The sequence below is a fragment of the Marilutibacter penaei genome (genome assembly GCF_014145395.1).
Classification (GTDB): domain Bacteria; phylum Pseudomonadota; class Gammaproteobacteria; order Xanthomonadales; family Xanthomonadaceae; genus Marilutibacter; species Marilutibacter penaei.
In genome coordinates, this window is sequence record NZ_JACHTE010000007.1 from 155,734 (window position 1) to 175,603 (window position 19,870).

The 19,870-nt window shown below is 69.7% G+C and carries 21 protein-coding genes, 1 tRNA gene and 1 other RNA gene; 9 read left to right on the forward strand and 14 right to left on the reverse strand.

The annotated features are described in order from the left end of the window. The 8 genes from H4F99_RS11080 to H4F99_RS11115 form a co-directional block, all read right to left on the reverse strand. On the reverse strand, positions 1-1,365 hold the full coding sequence (locus tag H4F99_RS11080) for an aminodeoxychorismate synthase component I (protein ID WP_182669810.1): 1,365 nt from the start codon (positions 1,363-1,365) through the stop codon (positions 1-3). Between the two features lie 118 nt (positions 1,366-1,483). Then, complete coding sequence (gene fabF, locus H4F99_RS11085; RefSeq protein WP_182669811.1) at positions 1,484-2,737, reverse strand: beta-ketoacyl-ACP synthase II; 1,254 nt, start codon at positions 2,735-2,737, stop codon at positions 1,484-1,486. Between the two features lie 251 nt (positions 2,738-2,988). Beyond that, entirely contained in the window at positions 2,989-3,228 is a 240-nt protein-coding gene (gene acpP, locus H4F99_RS11090; protein ID WP_036135371.1) for an acyl carrier protein, read from the reverse strand. A gap of 116 nt (positions 3,229-3,344) precedes the next feature. Further along, a complete protein-coding gene (gene fabG / locus H4F99_RS11095) occupies positions 3,345-4,088 on the reverse strand; it encodes a 3-oxoacyl-ACP reductase FabG (protein WP_182669812.1) in 744 nt (247 codons plus the stop codon). A gap of 111 nt (positions 4,089-4,199) precedes the next feature. Beyond that, positions 4,200-5,147, reverse strand: coding sequence for an ACP S-malonyltransferase (fabD, locus tag H4F99_RS11100; RefSeq protein WP_281369250.1), 948 nt, complete (start codon positions 5,145-5,147; stop codon positions 4,200-4,202). Between the two features lie 183 nt (positions 5,148-5,330). Then, positions 5,331-6,335, reverse strand: coding sequence for a beta-ketoacyl-ACP synthase III (locus tag H4F99_RS11105; RefSeq protein ID WP_182669813.1), 1,005 nt, complete (start codon positions 6,333-6,335; stop codon positions 5,331-5,333). A 208-nt stretch (positions 6,336-6,543) separates the two neighbouring features. Further along, positions 6,544-6,738: a 50S ribosomal protein L32 gene (gene rpmF, locus H4F99_RS11110; RefSeq protein ID WP_182669814.1), complete on the reverse strand. Its 195-nt coding sequence runs from the start codon at positions 6,736-6,738 to the stop codon at positions 6,544-6,546. Positions 6,739-6,810: 72 nt separating this feature from the next. Further along, positions 6,811-7,338 (reverse strand): YceD family protein, encoded by a 528-nt coding sequence (locus tag H4F99_RS11115; RefSeq protein ID WP_182669815.1) that lies wholly within the window; start codon positions 7,336-7,338, stop codon positions 6,811-6,813. Between the two features lie 139 nt (positions 7,339-7,477). Here H4F99_RS11115 and H4F99_RS11120 point away from each other — a divergent pair, with 139 nt between their 5' ends. Then, positions 7,478-7,837 carry a hypothetical protein gene (locus tag H4F99_RS11120; RefSeq protein ID WP_182669816.1) on the forward strand — a complete coding sequence of 120 codons (360 nt, stop codon included), beginning with the start codon at positions 7,478-7,480 and terminating at the stop codon, positions 7,835-7,837. A gap of 3 nt (positions 7,838-7,840) precedes the next feature. After that, the gene (locus H4F99_RS11125; protein WP_182669817.1) at positions 7,841-8,428 is read left to right on the forward strand and encodes a Maf family nucleotide pyrophosphatase; all 588 of its coding nucleotides are present in this window, start codon (positions 7,841-7,843) and stop codon (positions 8,426-8,428) included. A gap of 12 nt (positions 8,429-8,440) precedes the next feature. On the opposite strand, the gene H4F99_RS11130 is transcribed toward H4F99_RS11125, so the two are convergent. Further along, the gene (locus H4F99_RS11130) at positions 8,441-10,318 is read right to left on the reverse strand and encodes an ArnT family glycosyltransferase (RefSeq protein ID WP_182669818.1); all 1,878 of its coding nucleotides are present in this window, start codon (positions 10,316-10,318) and stop codon (positions 8,441-8,443) included. Between the two features lie 79 nt (positions 10,319-10,397). On the opposite strand from H4F99_RS11130, the gene H4F99_RS11135 reads away from it, so the two are divergent. The 5 genes from H4F99_RS11135 (at position 10,398) to H4F99_RS11155 (ending at position 15,143) form a co-directional block, all read left to right on the forward strand. Beyond that, entirely contained in the window at positions 10,398-11,351 is a 954-nt protein-coding gene (locus tag H4F99_RS11135) for an AAA family ATPase (RefSeq protein WP_182669819.1), read from the forward strand. Positions 11,352-11,356: 5 nt separating this feature from the next. Further along, positions 11,357-12,340 (forward strand): DUF58 domain-containing protein, encoded by a 984-nt coding sequence (locus H4F99_RS11140; protein WP_425488021.1) that lies wholly within the window; start codon positions 11,357-11,359, stop codon positions 12,338-12,340. Then, positions 12,333-14,297, forward strand: a complete 1,965-nt coding sequence (locus tag H4F99_RS11145; protein ID WP_182669820.1) for a transglutaminase TgpA family protein — start codon at positions 12,333-12,335, stop codon at positions 14,295-14,297. Before H4F99_RS11140 ends, H4F99_RS11145 begins: the two co-directional genes overlap by 8 nt. Further along, positions 14,294-14,809 (forward strand): Slp family lipoprotein, encoded by a 516-nt coding sequence (locus tag H4F99_RS11150; RefSeq protein WP_246371847.1) that lies wholly within the window; start codon positions 14,294-14,296, stop codon positions 14,807-14,809. Before H4F99_RS11145 ends, H4F99_RS11150 begins: the two co-directional genes overlap by 4 nt. Before the next feature lie 115 nt (positions 14,810-14,924). Next, a complete protein-coding gene (locus H4F99_RS11155) occupies positions 14,925-15,143 on the forward strand; it encodes a hypothetical protein (protein ID WP_182669821.1) in 219 nt (72 codons plus the stop codon). Between the two features lie 25 nt (positions 15,144-15,168). On the opposite strand, the gene H4F99_RS11160 is transcribed toward H4F99_RS11155, so the two are convergent. The 4 genes from H4F99_RS11160 to dnaX are packed head-to-tail and all read right to left on the reverse strand — an operon-like array spanning position 15,169 to position 18,309. Further along, the gene (locus tag H4F99_RS11160) at positions 15,169-15,516 is read right to left on the reverse strand and encodes a histidine triad nucleotide-binding protein (RefSeq protein WP_182669822.1); all 348 of its coding nucleotides are present in this window, start codon (positions 15,514-15,516) and stop codon (positions 15,169-15,171) included. 28 nt (positions 15,517-15,544) lie between these two features. Next, on the reverse strand, positions 15,545-16,141 hold the full coding sequence (gene recR / locus H4F99_RS11165) for a recombination mediator RecR (protein WP_182669823.1): 597 nt from the start codon (positions 16,139-16,141) through the stop codon (positions 15,545-15,547). Positions 16,142-16,148: 7 nt separating this feature from the next. Continuing rightward, complete coding sequence (locus tag H4F99_RS11170) at positions 16,149-16,469, reverse strand: YbaB/EbfC family nucleoid-associated protein (protein ID WP_182669824.1); 321 nt, start codon at positions 16,467-16,469, stop codon at positions 16,149-16,151. 37 nt (positions 16,470-16,506) lie between these two features. Then, positions 16,507-18,309: a DNA polymerase III subunit gamma/tau gene (gene dnaX, locus H4F99_RS11175; RefSeq protein WP_182669825.1), complete on the reverse strand. Its 1,803-nt coding sequence runs from the start codon at positions 18,307-18,309 to the stop codon at positions 16,507-16,509. A gap of 176 nt (positions 18,310-18,485) precedes the next feature. Here dnaX and H4F99_RS11180 point away from each other — a divergent pair. Beyond that, positions 18,486-18,578, forward strand: a tRNA-Ser gene (locus H4F99_RS11180). A gap of 73 nt (positions 18,579-18,651) precedes the next feature. Next, an RNA gene (gene ffs, locus H4F99_RS11185) (signal recognition particle sRNA small type) lies at positions 18,652-18,748 on the forward strand. Between the two features lie 81 nt (positions 18,749-18,829). On the opposite strand, the gene H4F99_RS11190 is transcribed toward ffs, so the two are convergent. Continuing rightward, positions 18,830-19,843, reverse strand: a complete 1,014-nt coding sequence (locus tag H4F99_RS11190; RefSeq protein ID WP_182669826.1) for a beta-propeller fold lactonase family protein — start codon at positions 19,841-19,843, stop codon at positions 18,830-18,832. Between the last annotated feature and the right edge of the window lie 27 nt (positions 19,844-19,870).

Genomic DNA, 19,870 nt, shown 5'->3' on the forward strand with positions numbered 1-19,870 from the left:
CTACGTCGTCGCGCCGTCCGCACCCAGGGCGCGCATCATGCCGCGTGCCTTGGCCCGGGTTTCATCCAGTTCCCGCTGCGGCTGCGAATCGGCCACGATCCCTGCACCGGTACGGAAGCGCAGTTCGTCGCCGTGGACCTCGGCACTGCGGATCAGGATGTTGAGGTCGAGGTCGCCATCACGGTTCAACCATCCCATCGCCCCGGTATAGGCGCCACGCCCCACCCCTTCCAGCTCCGCGACGATCTGCATGCAACGCACCTTCGGGCAGCCGGTGATGGTGCCGCCGGGGAAGACGGCGCGGACCACGCGGCCGGGCGTGGCGTCCGCGCGCAGGCGGCCGCGCACGTTGCTGACGATATGGTGGACGTGCGCGTAGCTCTCGACCGTCATCAGTTCGTCCACTTCCACGCTGCCCGGCACGCAGACGCGTCCCAGGTCATTGCGCTCGAGGTCGATCAGCATGACGTGCTCCGCGCGCTCCTTCGGGTGACTGACCAGTTCGCGGATCCGCTGGATGTCGTCATCGCCGGCGTCGCGTGGCCGCGTGCCGGCGATCGGGCGGGTCTCGACCACCTCGCCACGCACTGAAACGAGGCGCTCCGGCGAAGCACTGACCACCGCACCCGACCCGGTATCGAAAATGCCCGCGAACGGCGCGGGGTTGTGGTCGCGCAGGCGCTGGAACAATGCCGACGGCGACACTTTCGATTCGAACGCCACGCGCCATGCACGCGACAGATTGACCTGGAAGACATCGCCTGCGTGCAGGTACGCGAGCACGCGCTCGACGCCCTCCAGGTAACGCTCGGGTGCCTCTTCCTCCACCCGAACCGGCGCCCGCCACGGCGGGAGGGGGGGCATCCGTGCGGCCTGGATACAGTCCGCATGCATCGCCGCGAGAAGATCCTCATGGCCCGGTTCGGCCACCACGACGCACTCGCCCGACACGTGGTCTCGCAGGACTGCGGCAGGGCATCTGAGGGCCGTTGCGACCGGCAGCGGGCCTGCCGCAGGGGGGAGTCGCAGGACCGGCTCGACCTGCGCGGCGAGCTCATAGCCCAGCAACAGTGCCCAACCGCCGCGGAACGGCCAACGCGGCTCGTCGCGTGGCACCCGGAGCGCCTCCCAGGCCCGGTCCAGGGCCTGCAGGAAGTCGTCGCCCAGGTCACGCCCGGCGTGGTCACGGACGCGGCCGTCCGCTTCCTGCCGGAACGCTTCTCCCCGCGTCGCCAGCACCATGTCCCAGCGGCCCTGCGCAGTGCCATGCGCGGTGGACTCGAGCAACATGGGATAACGCGCCGGATCGATGCGATGCAGCGCGAGCAGGTCGATGGGGTGGGACAGGGACCGGGTCAGCAGCATGCGGGCATTGTCGACGATCCGGCCGCTCGCGTCCCCTGCCCCGCCCGATCCGGGATCATCGGCATGGAACGGAAAACCCCCGCCTTGGCGGGGGTCCTCGAAACGTGCGGGGCCGTCCTCAGGTCCGCTTGAAAACCAGCGTTCCGTTGGTGCCGCCGAAACCGAAGCCGTTCGACACGGCCACGTCGATCTTCTTCTCGCGCGCGACGTTGGGCACGTAGTCGAGATCGCAGCCTTCGCCCGCCTCGTCCAGGTTGATGGTGGGCGGGATGATGCCGTGGTGCAGGGCCAGCACCGAGAAAATGGCCTCCGCGCCGCCGGCCGCACCCAGCAGGTGGCCGGTCATCGACTTGGTCGAGCTGACCATCGTCCGGTAGGCATGCTCGCCCAACGCGCGCTTGATCGCCAGCGTCTCGGCCAGGTCGCCCAGGGGTGTCGAGGTGCCATGTGCGTTGAGGTAGTCCACCTGGTCGGCATTGATGCCGGCATCGGCGAACGCCGCGGCCATGCAGCGCGACGGTCCCTCGCCGTCCTCGCTGGGCGCGGTCATGTGGAACGCGTCGGAACTGGCGCCGAACCCGGCCAGTTCGCAGTAGATGCGCGCACCGCGCGCCTTCGCGCGCTCGTATTCCTCGAGGATCAGCACGCCGGCGCCGTCACCCAGCACGAAGCCATCGCGGTCCTTGTCCCAGGGGCGCGAGGCCCGGGTCGGCTCGTCGTTGCGGGTGGACATCGCCTTCATCGAACAGAAGCCGCCCACCGAAGTCGGCGAGGAGCCTCGCTCCGCGCCGCCCGCGATCATGACGTCGGCATCGCCGTACTGGATCATGCGCATCGCCATGCCGATCGAATGGTTGGACGTGGCGCAGGCCGACACCGCGGAGAAATTCGGCCCCTTGGCGCCGGTGATCAGCGACACCTGCCCGGGCAACATGTTGATGATGGTGCTGGGAACATAGAACGGCGAGATCTTGCGCGGACCGCCCTCATGGTACTTGATGGTCTGCTCCTCGATGCCGAGCAGGCCGCCGATGCCGGAGCCGATCATCGCGCCGACACGCTCGGCGTTGGAGTCGTCCACGGTGATCGCGGCATCCTGCAGCGCCATGAGGGACGCGGCGACGCCGTACTGGATGAAGGGCTCCATCTTTCGCGCGTCCTTCGGGTTCACCCAGCGGGTGACGTCGAAGTCGCGGACCTCGCCGGCGATGCGCGTGGTGAAGGCCGAAGCATCGAAGTGGGTGATCGGACCGATGCCCGAGCGACCGTTGACGATCCCGTCCCAGCTGCTGGCGACATCATTGCCCAGGGGAGAAACGAGGCCGAGGCCGGTGACCACGACACGGCGACTGGAAGCGGAACGGTGCGACATTGGGAACTCCGGCAGCGGCGCGTCCCGCCCGTCGGGCCCAGGGCGCCACCGCGTGATCTTGGGGTTGTATATCGACGCAGGTGCGTCGACCCGCGTGCGCGACGGGATCCAGACGCGCGCCTGCGCGGCTTTCCCGGCCCCTTACCGGGGTCCGGGAAGGACGCGGGGCCGCGTCGCGACCCCGGTCATCCCGCGGCGGGGCAGGCCCACCGTCGCGAGTGGGCACCGGACCGTCCGGTGCCCGGGTCCGATCAGGCCTTGACGTGCGCCTTGACGTAATCGATCGCCTGCTGCACCGAGGTGATCTTCTCGGCCTCTTCGTCCGGGATCTCGCACTCGAACTCTTCCTCGAGGGCCATCACCAGCTCGACGGTGTCGAGCGAGTCCGCGCCGAGGTCGTCGACGAACGAAGCGTTGTTGGTGACTTCCTCTTCCTTCACGCCGAGTTGTTCGACGACGATCTTCTTGACGCGCTCTTCGATGCTGCTCATGGGTTCTCACTCCTCCCGGACGGGATATTCGACGGAATAGTCTAATGGAATCGGGGCAGCGGTGCGCCCCGGGTAAAGTGCTTGAAAATCAGCCGCTTGTCCCTGCGGCGCACGCCTCATGGCATGTACATGCCACCGTTGACGTGCAGCGTCTCTCCGGTGATGTAGGCAGCGGACGGACCGGCCAGGAAGGCCACCGCCCGCGCGATGTCGGCGGGCTCGCCGAAACGGCCCAGCGCGATCTGCCCGAGCATGCCGGCCTTGGCATCCTCCGGCAGCGCCTTGGTCATGTCGGTATCGATGAACCCCGGCGCGACCACATTGACCGTGACGCCGCGCGAACCGATCTCCTTCGCCAGCGACTTGCTGAAGGCGATGATGCCGGCCTTCGCCGCCGCGTAGTTGGCCTGGCCGGCATTGCCGGTCACGCCGATCACCGACGCGATGTTGATGATGCGGCCCTTGCGCGCCTTCATCATCCCGCGCATCACCGCCTTGCTGGTGCGGAAGACGCTGGACAGGTTGGTGTCGAGGATCGCCTGCCAGTCCTCGTCCTTCATCCGCATCAGCAGGTTGTCCCGGGTGATGCCGGCGTTGTTCACCAGGATCGAGACCGGACCGACTTCCTTGGCGATGCCGTCGATCAGCGCCTCGACCGCGGCCGCGTCGGCGACGTCGACCACGCGACCATGGCCACCGTGGGCGGACAGGCGCTCGCCGATGGCCTGCGCGCCGCCCTCGGACGTGGCGGTGCCGACGACGGTCGCGCCGCGCGCCGCGAGTTCGTCCGCGATCGCCGCGCCGATGCCACGGCTCGCGCCGGTCACGAGGGCGACTTCACCCTTCAAATCCTGGGTCATTGCTGGGTCTCCAATGGAACGATGCACCGGGCGGGCCCGCGGCTCCCCGCCGGCAATGCCACGCCTGGCACGTCTAGGGTCGGGGCCGGTCCGTCGGCTGCGAGGCCGATCTTACTGCCAATCGGCCAGCGCCTTGTCGAAGTCGGCAGGGTTGCCGAGGGCGCGACCATCGAGGGCCTTGTCGATGCGCTTGGCGAGCCCGGCCAGCACCTTGCCGGGGCCGCATTCGGCGATGCGCGTGGCGCCCGCGCCCGCGAGGGCCTGCACGCAGCCGGTCCACTGCACGGGCAGGTACAGCTGGCGCACGAGCGCATCACGGATCGCGGCGACGTCCCCCTGGACGCCCGCGTCGACGTTCTGCACCACCGGCAACGCCGGCGCCTGCCACGCGATGTCGTCCATGGCGACAGCAAGGCGGTCGGCGGCATCGCGCATCAGCGGCGTGTGGGACGGCACGCTGACCGCCAGCTTGACCGCCTTCTTCACGCCCTGCTCGGCCAACTGCACCAACGCCGCATCGACCGCGGCAACGTGGCCACCGATCACGATCTGGCCGGGCGAATTGTAGTTCGCCGGCACCACCACGGCGGTGTCCGTGGACACGGCCTTGCAGGCGGCCTCGACCAGCGCGTCCTCGGCACCCAGCACCGCGGCCATGCCGCCCACGCCCGCGGGTGCGGCATCCTGCATCAGCTGGCCACGCAGGCGCACGAGCCGGGCTGCGTCAGCCAACGAAAGCACGCCGGCCGCCACCAGGGCGGTGTACTCGCCCAGGCTGTGCCCGGCGAGGCGCGCCGGCATCACGCCGCCACGCGCCTGCCACAGTCGCCACACCGCAACGCCCGCCGCCAGCAGGGCCGGCTGGGTGAACTCGGTGCGGTTGAGCTGCTCTTCCGGGCCCTGCTGGGACAGCGCCCAGAGGTCGACACCCGCCCCTTCGCTGGCCTCGGCGAACGTGGAGGCAATCAGGCTGTCGGAGGCGGCCAGGTCGGCCAGCATGCCCACGGACTGGGAGCCTTGCCCGGGGAAGACGAACGCCAGCGAGGCGTCGGTATGCAATGCGGTGGAAACAGCAGTCACGCGTGAACCCGTTGAAGCGAAGCGCGCATGATACGGGCGATTCCGCGCCCTCGTCTGTACTCATGCGTACGGTGAATGGGGCGGACGTATGGTCTTGTGACGCCTGCAACGAAAACGCCCCGCATGGGCGGGGCGTTCGTTTCGCTGGCTTGTCGGGGCAACTCAGTACCTGAGCAGCGCCGACCCCCAAGTGAAGCCGCCGCCGAACGCCTCCAGCAGCAGCAACTGTCCGCGCTGGACCTTGCCGGTGCGCACGGCTTCGTCCAGGGCAAGCGGGACCGAACCGGACGAGGTATTGCCATGCCGGTCGACGGTGACGATGACGCGGTCCATCGGCATGTCCAGGCGCTTGGCCGTGGCCTCGATGATGCGCAGGTTGGCCTGGTGCGGGATCAGCCAGTCCAGTTCATGGCGGTCCAGGCCATTGGCCTCCAGCGCCTCTTCCACCACCGAGTCGAGCGCCTTGACGGCGTGCTTGAAGACTTCGTTGCCCGTCATCAGCACCCGGACGCCGGCGTTCTCCTCGTCGGGCTTGAAGCCCGCGGAAACGCCGACCGGGTTCCACAGCAGTTCCTTCTTCGCACCGTCGGCATGCATGTGCGTGCTGAGGATGCCGGTCTCCTCGTCGGCCTTGAGCACGACCGCACCCGCGCCGTCACCGAACAGCACGCAGGTCGAGCGGTCGTTCCAGTCCAGCATCCGGGTCAGCGTCTCGGCACCGACGACGAGCACCGTCTTCGCCGCGCCCGAACGGATGAACTTGTCGGCCACCGTCAAGGCATAGACGAAGCCCGAGCACGCCGCGTTGACGTCGAATGCCGGACAGCCGTTGGCGCCGAGCCGGTGCTGCAGCAGGCAGGCGGTCGACGGAAAGATGAGGTCGGGCGTGGTGGTGCCGACGACGATGAGGTCGAGCTCGGACGCGTCGACGTCCGCGGCCTCCAGCGCGCGCGCGGCGGCATGGAAGGCCAGGTCGCAGGTGGTCTCGCCCTCGGCCGCGATATGCCGCTCGCGGATACCGGTACGGGACGCGATCCATTCGTCGCTGGTATCGACGATCTTCGCCAGGTCGGCGTTCGTCAGCACCTTCTCGGGAAGGTAGCTACCGGTTCCGGCGATGCGTGCGTACACGCGCTCCGCCCCCGCCCCTGCTTGCCGCTGTGTCATTGCCACTCCGTACCGGCGACCGTTGCCGCCGACTGCATGCGATGAGCCCGCCAGTCTGGCGGGCCCGGGTCAGTCCCGCAACCGGAATGCACGACGCCGGGGACGCGGCGCCTCGAGCCCGGCGGCGGGACACTCCCGCTGAAGCCGCGGCCGCCCGCCAGGGCGACATCGCATCGCGCGGACGCGGGGCCCGCGCGATGCAGGAGGATCAGTCCTCGACGACGACGCGACCCTTCGGCTCCACGACCTTCTTGCCACGGTAGTAACCGTCTGCGGTGACGTGGTGGCGCACGTGGGTCTCGCCACTGGTCGGGTCGGTCGACAGCTGCTTGGCGGTCAGGGAATCATGACCACGGCGCATGCCACGCTTGGACGGGGAAACTCGGGACTTCTGGACTGCCATGGTCGTGCTCCGGAAAACAGTAGATGGAACTTGAAGGTGGTGCGTCGGGATGTTCGGCCAACCGCCAGGCGGTCAGTCCGATGGTTTCTTGAGTGCCGAAAGCGCCGCGAAGGGGTGGGCGCGCTCCCGGTCGGCCTCCGGGGCCGGCCAGTCACGCTCCATCGCCTCCGTGCCGGGCATCGTCGGCACCGCCGGCACGGCAAGGATCAGCTCGTCCTCCACCAGGTCGGCGCCCTGCAGCATGCCGTCCTCCGGCACCAGCAGGGGTTCGTAGTCCGCCGGCAGCGCGGCCTCGTCCGCCTCGTCGCGGATCAGGCCGAGCCTCTGCACGATCGATACCGGGAACAGGAAACGCTGCAGGGTCCGTTGGCACAGCAACGGCAGCTGTGCATCGACGCGAAGTTCGACATGGGGCACCTGCAACGCATCCCGGTCGAAATCCAGCGAGTAACTGACCTCGCCGTCGGTATCGACCAGACTGTCGGCCAGGCGGGTCAACGAGGACAACGGCAGCCGCCCCGCGACGCCGCGCCGCGCGGACACCATCCGCCAGGCATCGAGGAACTCGTGGACCTGGGGAGCTGGCACGTCAGCGGACATAAGCCGCTGAATATTATGGATACGCCCGCCCGCTGTCAAACCCGCGCGGCCCCGGCATTCAGGCCGGCGGGACCGGCCGCGGTTTGCCCGGACCGGCCGGCCGCGGCAGACTGTCGCTACATCCGTACCCGAGCGCCATGTGAACCCGATCCTGCTGTCCTGCCTGCTCGCGACGCTGGCCGTTGCCGTATTCATGTGGGTGAACAGGATCGCGCGGCGCCAGCGTGCGGTACGCGACATCCTCGACGCCGCCGATGCGCTCGAGGATCGCCTCCGGACCGCGCGCGCCGAGATCGAAGCGGTCGCCGGCAGCCAGGACGAAGACCCGGTGCAGGAGGCGATGAAGGAAATGCTCCGGCATCGCCTGTGGCTGCGCGACCATGGCAACGCCGCGAGCCTGTCCGAGCTGCGGGGCGTGCGCGAAGGCATCGAGGTGGCGCGCGCCCGGATCGAGCGCCAGCTTGATCGCATCGACGAAGCCCGCGCGCCGACGGCCTGACCGGTGCCGCCGCTCCTGCTCGCGTCCACGTCGCCCTACCGCCGCGAACTGCTGGCGCGGCTTCGGCTGCCTTTCGAGACGGCACGGCCGGAGGTGGACGAGACGCCCCGCGCGGACGAAGACCCGACAGCGCTGGTGGCTCGCCTGGCACATGCGAAAGCCATCGCGATCGCGCGGCAACGGCGCGGCGCCTGGGTCATCGGCTCGGACCAGGTGGCCCAGTTCGAGGGGCGTGCGCTGGGCAAGCCCGGTGACCGTGCCCACGCGATCGCGCAACTGTCGTCGATGTCGGGGCGCGCCGTGCAGTTCCGCACCGGGGTATGCGTACTCCGCATGGACGCCGACGGCGCATTCCATGCCCACGAGGCCCTGGACACGACGGTGGTGCGTTTCCGCGCCCTGGCTGACGAGGCGATCGCCCGTTACCTGGACGCCGAACAGCCCTTCGATTGCGCAGGCAGCTTCAAATCCGAAGGGCTGGGCATCGCCCTGTTCGACGCCATCCAGACCGACGACCCGACCGCGCTGGTCGGGCTTCCGCTGATCGCCACCGCTCGCCTGCTAAGGGCGGCCGGCTTCCAGCTGCCCTGAGCGCAACGACCGTCAAGGCGCCACCACCTCGAAGGGCTGCTCGGGCCAGGCCTCCACGCTGCCGTCCCGCCCATGCAGGCGCAAGCCCAGCCAGTGACGACCCGGGGCCACCCCCTCGAGCGGCACCTCGCCCTCGAAACCCACCGCGGGATGGTTCGGATCGGTGGACGTTTGCCAGTACGCGGCCACGCCGGTGTTGCGCAGACCGTAGCGGAGATCGCCTCGTGACGTCCCGTCCACCAGCAGTTCCACGCGTTCCAGTCCGACGCCCTCCTTGAAGGCCCATCCGGCGACCTGCAGCCGGCCGGAGGCCGACGCGCCCGAGGCGGGCTGCTCCACCCAGGCCATCGCAGGCGTCACGCAGGCGCCTTCCGCTGCAGCCTCCAGGCGGAACAGCAGGAAGCGCTGGCGCCCATGGTCGACGTTCAGCACGCGGGGCGGCGGCAGCGGCCCCACGCGCTCGCACAGCGACTGGTAGTGCGCCAACAGCTCGCGGTAGCGCACTTCGCTCGTGGCCACCACCAGCAACACGGGGTCTTCGGCCCAGTCCGCCCGGCCGGCCGTCTCGAGCCCCCAGAGCCGCAGCTGCGGGGCCCGGCCGTGCCGGTGGTTGAGCGGATGGTCGAGCACCGGGATCTCCGGATCCCCGAGCGCGAAACCGAGCTCCGCGCCCACCTTGAAGTTGTCCGCCACGACCCGCGTTCCCGCGGGCATCGTGGCGCGCTCGGCTTCGACCGCGCCGGCCAGCGCATCCCAGCCCGCGAAATTGGAGGGGTACCATTTCTCCGCCGCTGCCTGCATGCGCAGGCCCGGTACCGACACAGCGACGTAATACCCCAATACCGATACCAGCCCCAGCCCCGCCGTGGCCCAGAGCAGGCGCCGCCACACCTTCGGCCAGCGCCGGATGACCGCCGGCACCAGCGGCAACAGCGCCAGGTATCCGGGAAGCGGCCAATGGAAGCTCACCCGCTCGGTATCCGCGAAGAAACCCAGCCCGAAGAAGCCCAGCACCACCAGGCTGCCCAGCAGCGCGAAGTACCGCACCTGCGGCGTCCCGTCACGCATGCCCCGTGCACCGGCGACGGCCATCGCCGCGAACAGCAGCGGGGTCACCAGCAGCGCCTGCACGGCGAGGAACCACAAGCCTTCCAGATGAAACCGCCACGGGTGGCGATCGACCAGCTGGAACCGCAGGCCGGCATCGGCGTTGTCGAAGTTCCAGGCCACCAGGGGCGCCCAGGCCGCCGCACCGATGGCGATCGCCATCCATACCCGCGCGTCGCGCAGTACGCGCCGACCGTCGGCGAGCAACAGCAACGCAATGAACCCCACCCCGATCACCGCGATGAAGCGGTAATGGCTGAGCGCACCGATGACCAGTCCAAACGCCAGCACCAGCGCGCTGCCCGCGTCCACCTTGCGCAGCAGCCGGGCCCCGGCACTCATGCACAGCAGCGTGGCGAACGCCATCGCGACGTCGGGCAGGGCCAGCAGCCCCAGGGTGCCGGCCAACGGCAACAGCATCGCGAGGCTGCCGGCGATCCAGCCATCGCGTCCACCGAACTCGCGGGCGGTGATCCGTGCCAACAACCACGGAACCGCCATCGACAGCAGCAGGAACGGCATGCGCAGGGCCAGCCGATGGTCGCCGCCCAGTTCGACCCCGAGCCGCGTCAGCCACGCCGTCAGCCCCGGGAGGTCCGAGTACGCAGCAGCGAGATGCTGTCCTTCCTGCCAGTAGAACGCCTCGTCGACGAACAGGGGCAGGCGCCAGGCCACCCAGAGTTTCGCGAGGCCGACCAGGCCAAAAAGCACCCAGAACACCCTGCGTGCGCTGCGCGCCTGCGCGGCATCCGAACCGGTTCCAGCCACTGCTGCATCACGCATGCACGAACGACCTCGCTACACTCAAGTGACATCGGGCGCCGCGGCGCTCGCTCCAACGTTCGAGACACAGGAGACACGAATGGTCGCTTCCCCTGCACGGGCCAGCATGCTAACCGATGACCTGCGCAGCGCTGTTGACCGCGCCGTGAACCAGGTGAACACCCTCGTGCTCGGCAAGCCACGGGAAGTACGCCTGGCCTTCGTGGCGCTGCTCTCGGACGGGCACCTGCTGATCGAAGACCTGCCCGGACTGGGCAAGACGACCCTCGCGCACGCACTCGCGGCGACGCTGGGCCTCGGGTTCCAGCGGGTGCAGTTCACCTCCGACCTGCTGCCTGCCGATGTCGTCGGGGTATCGGTGTTCGACCCCCAGGCAAGGAAGTTCGAATTCCACCCCGGCCCCGTGTTCACCCAGGTGCTGTTGGCCGACGAGATCAACCGCGCCCCGCCACGCACGCAGAGCGCCCTGCTGGAGGCCATGGCCGAGCACCAGGTCACCGTGGACGGCACGACCCATCGGCTGCCGTCGCCGTTCTTCGTCATTGCCACCCAGAATCCCGTCGACCTGTCGGGGACCTACCCGCTGCCGGATTCCCAGCTCGACCGCTTCCTGCTGCGCCTGAGCCTGGGGTATCCCGGCGATGCCGCCGAACGCGACCTCCTGGCCGGGGTCGATCGCCGTGAACTGATCGCGCGGACCCGCGCGGAGCTGGACGACGCCCAGGTCATCGCCCTGCGCGAGGCCGCATCGTCGGTACATGCCAGCGAAGCGCTGGTCCAGTATGTCCAGGCACTGCTTGCCCGAAGCCGGCAGCACCCCGGCATCCGCGTGGGGCTGTCGCCGCGCGCCGGCCTGGCGCTGCTGCGGGCGGCCCGCGCGCATGCCCTGCTGCTCGGTCGCGGCCACGTGGTGCCGGAGGACGTGCAGAGCCTGTTCCTGCCGGTGGCGGCGCATCGCCTGGTCCCTGAAACCGATGCGGGAAGCGGCGAAGCCCTGGCCAAGTCGCTGCTGCATGCCGTGCCGGTGGATTGAACGGCATGGCGGCATCGAATCCCGCGTCCACCCTGCCGGCACGCGGCCATGCCCTGTGGCGCCGCGCGCTGGCGATGACCCGCCCACGGACGCCCGAGACCTTGCCGGTGCGCTTCGACCGCCGCCGCATCTATGTCCTGCCCACGCGCTTCGGCCTGTTCTACAGCGTGCTGCTGGCGACGATGGCGCTGGGGGCCCTCAACTACAACAACAACCCGGCGCTGATGCTGGCCCTGATGCTCGCGGGCACGGGTTTCGCGAGCCTGGTCGCCGCACAGATGCAGCTCAGCGGCATGGAGGTCGTCGCCATCGATGCCGAGCCGGTGCCCATGGGTCAGGTGATGAACGTGCGCGTGCACGTGCAGGCGCCCGCGGGGCGTACCCGGGTCGGGCTGGGCGTCGACCACGAGGGCGCCCCGCTTCGCCAACTGGACCTGACCGACCAGCGCGGCGAAGTCGACCTGCCGCTTGCCACGGCACGCAGGGGCTGGCTCGACCTGCCCCGCCTGCGCATCGCGACCACGCGGCCATTGGGGCTGGCCCGTGCCTGGGCCCATGTCTGGCCCGATGCGCCGGCCCTGGTATACGCGGTGCCGGAACGCGACGGCCCACCCCTGCCGGAAGGTCGCGGAGAAGGCGCCCGCGCCCGGCCCGTACCGGCGGGCGAGGACATCCACCAGTTGCGGGCCTATCGTCGCGGCGATGCGCGACGTGCGATCGCGTGGAAGGCATCCGCGCGGCGGGACGCGCTGGTCGTCCGTGACTACGAGAAGCCGCTGGGCGCGGAAGTGGTCCTCGACTGGCACGGCACCGCCCTGCCGTCCCGCGAAGCACGCATCTCGCGACTTGCGCACTGGGTGGATCTGGCCGAACGCGAGGGGCGCCGCTACCGGCTGGTCCTGCCCGGACAGCCCGCGCTGGGCCCGGACCGGGGCGCCCATCATCGCCACGCCTGCCAGCGCGCGCTCGCGCTGATGCCCCATGGCTGAGGCACCCGCGCTCGACGCGGTCTCGCGCCGCTGGGCCTACGCGAGCGGCGCCTCGTCGCTGCTGCCCCTGCTGCTGCAGTTGCCCTTTCGGATCGGCGCGCTGGTCGCCGGCACCGCGCTCGTGATGGCACTGCTCGGTTCGCGTGGGCGCCTGCCGGGCCTGCTGCGAATGCCGCTGGTGCTGGCGCTGGTGGCCGCCACCCTGGTGCTGGCGGGCTTCAACTTCGGCCGCGACACCGGCTGCGCGCTGTTGGCGGTGATGATCGCGGCCAAGCCCGCCGAGACTTCCACCCTCCGGGATGCCCGAAGCCTGGTCGGGTTCGCACTGTTCGCCCCGTTCGCGACCTTCCTGCTGGACCAGGGACCGTTGAGCCTCGCGCTGGGACTGGGGGCGGGCTTCGTCGCCCTGCTGGTGCTGCAGCGCCTGTCGGATCTCGAATCGGGACTGGCACGGCAACCGGTGCCCCTGCGCCGCCGCGCCCTCGCGATCGCGCGACTGGGCATGCTGGGGCTGCCGTTGGCGCTGGCGGCGTTCTGGCTGTTCCCGCGGCTGGGTTCCCCCCTGTGGGGCATCCCGGAGCGCGCCCTGGCCCGACCCGGCATTTCGGACAGCATGAAGCCGGGCGAGTGGATCGACTTGATGGGCGACGACAATCCGGCCCTCCGGGTGGTCTTCCACGGCGAGACGCCACCGCCGTCCAGCATGTACTGGCGCGGTCCCGTGCTGTGGGACTTCGACGGGCGCGAATGGACCCAGCCGCGCGGCGTTCGCGAGCTGCCACCCGCGGCCTTCGTCCCCGGTCCCGTGCAATGGGACTACACGATGTCCATCGAACCCACCGACAACCGCCTGCTGGTCTCGCTCGACCTGCCACTGGCAGCCCCGGACGACGCCTCGCTGTCGCTGGACCACGGCCTGTTCGCCGACCGCCCGCAGTACGGTGTCAGCCGTTGGCGGATGCGTTCATCGCCCCCTGCTCGCTACCAGGCCACGCTCGACCCCGTGCAGCGCGCTCGCGCGCTCGCGCTGCCCTCCGGCTTCAACCCGCGCACCCTCGCCCTCGCCTCGCAATGGCGAAGGGAGGCCGGTCCCGACGATGCCGCCATCGCCAACCGGGCCCTGCAATGGATCCGCGACGAGTTCGCCTACACGCTGACCACGCCCCTGCCGGGGCGGCATTCGGTCGACGAGTTCCTGTTCGACCACAAGGCCGGCTTCTGCGAACACTTCAGCAGCGCCTTCGTGGTGCTGATGCGAAGCGCCGGCATCCCCGCGCGCGTGGTGACCGGTTACACCGGCGGCTACTACAACCGCATCGGCGCATACTGGCTGGTACGCCGTTCCGACGCCCATGCCTGGACCGAGGTCTGGCTGCGCGGGCGCGGCTGGGTGCGCATCGACCCCACCGCCGCGGTCGCACCGGAGCGCATCTACGACACCCTGGCCGACCGCACCCCGGGCGCCGGCGGCCTGCTCGGCGGGCTGGGTGCCACCCCCGCCCTGGAGTTCTCCGACTGGGTGCGTCGTGGCTGGAACGACCTCGTACTGGGTTTCGATGTCGAACGCCAACGCCACCTGTTCCGGCCCCTCGGCGTCGACGACATCGCGCCCGGCCACCTGATCCTGATGTTCGGGCTGTTCGGTGCCCTCGCCCTGCTCTGGATGCTGTGGCTCAGCCAACGCGGCGAGCGCGATCCGGACCCGCTGCTACGGGCCTGGCACCTCGTCGGTCGCCGCTACGCCCGGCTCGGCCTGGAGCGAGGGACGCACGAACCGGCACAGGCCTGGGCGGCGCGGGTGGCCGCGGAGCGGCCTGACCTGGGGCCGGACCTGCTTGAACTCAGCCAACGTTTCAGCGATTGGCGGTACGCTGTCGCCACGGGCACCCAGCGCCGGCTCATCCGTGAGCTGCGCGCGCATCGCCCCCGCCGCCGTGACCAGGGAGAACGTCGATGAAATCCAAGCCCAGACGCATGACCCGCGTAGGACGCGCCGTGCTCGCCGCCGCCGCGGTGACGGTGATGGCCGGCTGCGTGACCCAGCCCGCGCCGCTGCAGGGCGAATACGCGGCGATCACGCCGCGGATGGCGGCTGAAAGCGACGTCGCAGGCAGCACCGTGCGCTGGGGTGGGCGGGTGATCCAGGTGGAGCCTCGCGAGAACCGCACCTGCTTCGAAATGCTCTCCACCGACCTGAGCGACAATGCGCGCCCGTACTGGGCCAGCGACAATACCGGCGGTCGCTTCATTGCCTGCCGCAACGGCTTTTATGACCCCGCCCTCTTCGAACAGGGTCGCGAAGTCACGTTCACCGGCCGCGTCAGCGGCTACGAGAACCGCCGGATCGGGGGCTACGACTACCGTTTCCCGACCGTCGAGGCGGACGTGGTGTACCTGTGGCCGGTGCGCGAGCAGGTGGATGTCATCAACAATTACGCCGCGCCCTGGCCCTGGTGGGGCTGGTGGTGAGGCTGCGTCCCGCGCGAAGGCGCGGGTCGCCACCGCGGTGATGTCCTGCATGTGACACCGTCCCGGTTTGCCGCTACGCTCACCGCCCCGCCACGCTCCCAGGGAAGGAAGCCTCTTGATCCAGCGCCTGCGCACCACCACGAGCCGACTGATCGCCGGGGCCGTCGCCCTCGCCGGCGCCACCGTACTGCTGACGGACGGCTATCGCCTGCTGCTGGGCTCGCGCGAGCCCGATCTGCCCGCCATCGGCCTGCTTGGGCTGATGGTCTACGGCACGTACCACTTCGGTCACTACTGCCTCCGGGGGCACCGCGCAGGTGGATACCGGCGCTGAAGCGGCCGGCGCGAGGCCAAAAATGTCAGGGCGTGCCGAAGTGGCCGAGCGGGGCCCCGGCGAGAAGATGCAGGTGGATCTGGAACACCGTCTGCCCCCCGTGTCCGTTGCAGTTCATGACGATGCGATACCCGTCCTCGGCGAAACCCTGTGCCTTGGCGTACCGGGCCGCGGCGACGGCCAGGCGGCCGAGCAGTTCCGCCTGGCCCGCCTCCACGTCATTGAGGGTCGCCACCGTTGCCTTCGGCACGAACAGCACGTGCACCGGAGCCTGCGGGGCGATGTCGCGGAAGGCGATCAGGTCGTCATCCTCGTAGACGATGTCGGCCGGGATCTCGCGGTTGATGATCTTGTGGAAAATGGTCTCTGCCATGGGCGTTTTCCTCGAACTCTAGATCGGGTCAAGGCACTTCGCTGCGGCTGCCGAAGGCATGCGAGAGCGTGCCACGATCGACGTACTCCAACTCGCCCCCCAACGGCAGGCCGTGCGCGGGCCGCATCGGCCGAACGCCGCGACCACGGGCAAGTTGCGACAGATAGTGCGCGGTGGCTTCGCCTTCCACGGTGGGGTTGGTCGCGATGATGAGCTCATGCACCTCCCCCTCGCCCAGGCGGGCATCGAGCGTGTCCAGCCCCAGTTCGGAAGGACCGATGCCGTCCAGCGGCGACAGCCGGCCCTGCAGCACGAAGTAGAGGCCGCGATAGCCGGTGGCCTGTTCGATCGCGAGGCGGTCGGCGGGCGATTCGACGACGCACAGCAGGTGGGCATCACGCGCGGCACTCGCACAGGTCGCGCATACCGGCGTCTCGCTGAAGTCGCGACAGCGGGAGCAATGCCCCACCTTCTCCACGGCATCGACCAGCGCCTGCGCCAGCCGGCGGCCACCCTCGCGTTCGCGCTCCAGCACGTGGTACGCCATGCGCTGGGCCGACTTGCGGCCCACGCCCGGCAGGACCCGGAAGGCGTCGATCAACTGCTCCAGCAGCGCCGAACTCATCGACGACTCAGAACGGGAGCTTCATGCCAGGCGGCAGCGGCATGCCGGCGGTTGCCGACCCCATCCGTGCCTGCGACTCCTGGTTGGCCTTGTTGACCGCGTCGTTGATGGCGGCGGCGATCAGGTCCTCGGCCATTTCGGGATCGGACAGCACGCTGGGGTCGATGCGCACTTTCCGGCACTCCATCCGACCGGTCAGGGTCACGCTGACCATGCCGCCGCCGGCGTTGCCGGTCACTTCCACGTTGGCCAGTTCTTCCTGCGCCTTCTGCAGGTTTTCCTGCATCTTCTGCGCCTGTTGCATGAGTTGGGCGATGTTTCCGCGCATGTTGGTCACTCTTGGTAGGGGTCCGCGGGGGACGGGGTCAGCCCTCGTCGAAGGGCCGGATCGAATCGGGGACGACGCGGGCGCCGCGTTGCTGGATCAGGCGCTGGACGTCGGGATCGTTCATGAAAAGCGCTTCTGCTTCGCTCTGGCGTGCATCGCGGGCACGCTCCCGGCGCGCATGCAGGGACTCGTCCAGGTCCCGTGCGGCCTCGAAACGGATCTCGGGCGATGCGCCCAGCACGGGGGCCAGCGCCTCGCGCAGTTGCTCGACCGCCAACGGCATCCGCAGGTGCGCGTCCTGGTCCGCCAGGGCCAGCACGAGGGCATCCTCCGCATGGGCGGTGAACACGGCGTGCTCGGCCAGCAGGCGTGCGGGCCCCTTGAGCACCTCCAGCCGGTCCACCACCCGATGCCAGTCGTCTGCATCGGCGATGATGCGCGTGCCCCACGCCGCTTCGGCCGGTGCGGCCTCCGCGACGGACGCGGCAACCGGCTCCGGTGTCCGGTCCGGTGCGGGATCCGGGCCCGGGAAAGGGACGGGACGTGGGCCGCCCGTCGACGGCGATTCGCCCGGCAGTGGGGCAGCGCGCGCGGTCGCTGCGGCCGCGCCCGGGGTACGCTCAATGTCGCCACCATCGCGCGGCCGGGTGGACCGGTCCCCGGCCGGCTCGGGTTCCGGTTCAGCGCTCGAAGCGCGGGATGCCTGCGACGCGGGCGCCGACGGCGCCGAGGGCTCACGCCCACCGCCGCCGGGACGGAACGCCAGCATCCGCAGCAGGGTCATCTCGAAACCCGCGCGGGGACTGGGCGCATAGCCAAGGTCGCGCCGCCCATTGAGTGCCATCTGGTACCAGAGCTGCACGACTTCCGGCCGCGTCGCCCCGGCTACCGACTCGACGTCGACACCGTCAGTCGCGATTTCGACGCCCGGGACCAGTTGCCGTACCTGCACGCGGTGCAGGGCTTCTGACAGGGCATCCAGCACCCCCGCCCAGTCGGGCGAGAAGTCGGCCAGCGTCGCCACCTCGCCCAGCAGGCGTTCGCCGTCGCCGTCCGCCAGCGCATCGAGCAGGGCGGACACGCGCGTCCGGTCGACCGTGCCGAGCATGGTCGCCACCGCCGCATCGCCGAGCACCATGCCGTCGGTCCCGGCCCCGGTATAGGCAATGGCCTGGTCGAGCAGCGAAAGCCCATCGCGCAGGCTGCCGTCGGCGCCATGCGCGATCTGGCGCACCGCGCCGCTTTCCGCATCAATGCCTTCCGCGGCGAGTATCTTCTCGATCTGGCCGGTGATCTGGGCCTCGTCCAGGCGCTTGAGGTTGAACTGCAGGCACCGCGACAGCACGGTCACCGGCAACTTCTGCGGGTCGGTGGTTGCCAGCAGGAACTTCACGTGCCCCGGTGGCTCCTCCAGCGTCTTGAGCAGCGCGTTGAACGCGCTCTTCGACAGCATGTGCACTTCGTCGATCAGGTACACCTTCACCCGCCCGCGGCTGGGCATGTACTGGGCGTTGTCGATGACCTCGCGCACGTCGTCCACGCCGGTGTTGCTCGCCGCGTCGATCTCCAGCAGGTCGATGAACCGGCCGGCATCGATGTCGCGGCAGGACGCGCACTCGCCGCAGGGGTCGGCCGAGGTGCCCTGCTCGCAGTTCAGCGACTTGGCGAAGATCCGCGCGATGGTCGTCTTGCCGACGCCACGGGTGCCGGTGAACAGGAAGGCATGATGGATGCGGCCCGAGTCCAGGGCATTGGTCAGCGCCTTCACCACGTGCTCCTGCCCGACCAGTTCGGCGAAGCGCCGCGGGCGCCACTTGCGTGCGAGGACGAGGTAGGACATGGAGCGGCGCTGGAACCTCTGCAGGGCCCGCGATGGCCGCGGGACGGGACGTGGACCCATAGTGTGCCATGCCCGCGCGGACCTGCCGCGCCTGAACGACACCGCTTGTGGCAAGCCCCCGCCAGCGTTAGACTTTGCGCCCCTCGGGGCGTGCCCTGCATGCCACGGGGTCCAGCGGAGAGGTGTCCGAGTGGTTGAAGGAGCACGCCTGGAAAGTGTGTAAGCGTCTAAACCGCGCTTCGGGGGTTCGAATCCCCCTCTCTCCGCCAAATTCCAAGCGTTCCGTCCCGTCCTCGCGCCCGCGGCGCAGTGACCGGCAGGAATCGCGCTTCCATGGTGGCCCCGTCGGCCCCTCGCGACGCTAGGTCGAAAACTCCGCCAGGGCCGGAAGGCAGCAACGGTATCGATCGACGCGGGCGCCGAGGATCGTTGGCGGGGCCGCCGCCTTTCCGATACCCGCGCCGTGAGCTGTCTGGCTTGTCCTGCCGGTCCGCTTTGCCGGTGTCGCCAGAACGGGATATCAGTGCGAGGCGCCGGGCACGACGCCCAGCGCATCGGGTTCGCGGCCGGTTGGCCAGCGGTCCACGACTTCCCAGCGCGCGGTATCGACCACCGCGATCTCGTCACCGCCGCTGATCGCGACGTAGGCACGCGGCCTCCGCGGATCGACCGCCACGCCGATCGGCAGGCCGGCGCGGCCCAGCAGCGTCTCCCGGTACGCGCCCCCTGTCTCCAGCAGTTCGACGGTCGCCACCCGCTGCTTCGTGGCGGTATCGAACACCGCCAGTTCGCCCGCGCGCGCGTTGGTCACCAGCGCGTGCCGGTCATCGGGCGTGAACACCACGCGGATCGGAAAGCCGGGGCTGTCCAGCGTGTGCAGGACCTCCAGGCTGTCGGGATCGTGCACGGTCACCGTGCCCGCCGCGCGATTGCTGACCCACACTTCGCCCGGTCGGGTGGCGATGCCCTCCGCGCCTTCACCGGCCGATGCCTCCACGGCGGCCTGCGTGGCGAGGTCGATCCGGGTCACGGTCCCGGCACCGATCTTGCTGACGTAGGCCACCGTCCCGTCTGGCGACAGCGCGACCATGTGGCCGGTGCCCTCGCCCACCGCGATCGCCTCGACGACCTGCCCGGCATCGAGATCCACCACCACCAGGTCAGCGGTCGCTTCCGTGGTCACGATCACCCGGCTCTCCGACAGGAACCGGATGCCATGCGGTCGCCCGTGCGGCGCGATGTCCACCGTGCGCGGCGCCTCCGCTCCGGTCAGGTCCAGCACGGTCAGGCTGTGGCCCGCCGTATCGGCGCCGTAGTTGGTCACCACGGCACGGCGCCCCTCGGCATCCACCGCGATCTCGTGAGGCGCCACGCCGGTGTCGAGCATCCGAGTGCGCTTGCCGTCCTCCAGCGAAAGGAACCACACGGTATCGGCCGACTTGTTGCCCACCAGCAATTCGTCCGCGTGCGTGGAAAGCGGCATGGACAGGAGGGAAGCGACGACGGACAGCGACAGGTACGGCAAGACGCGCATTGGGCTCTCCCGGCTCCGGACTGGACC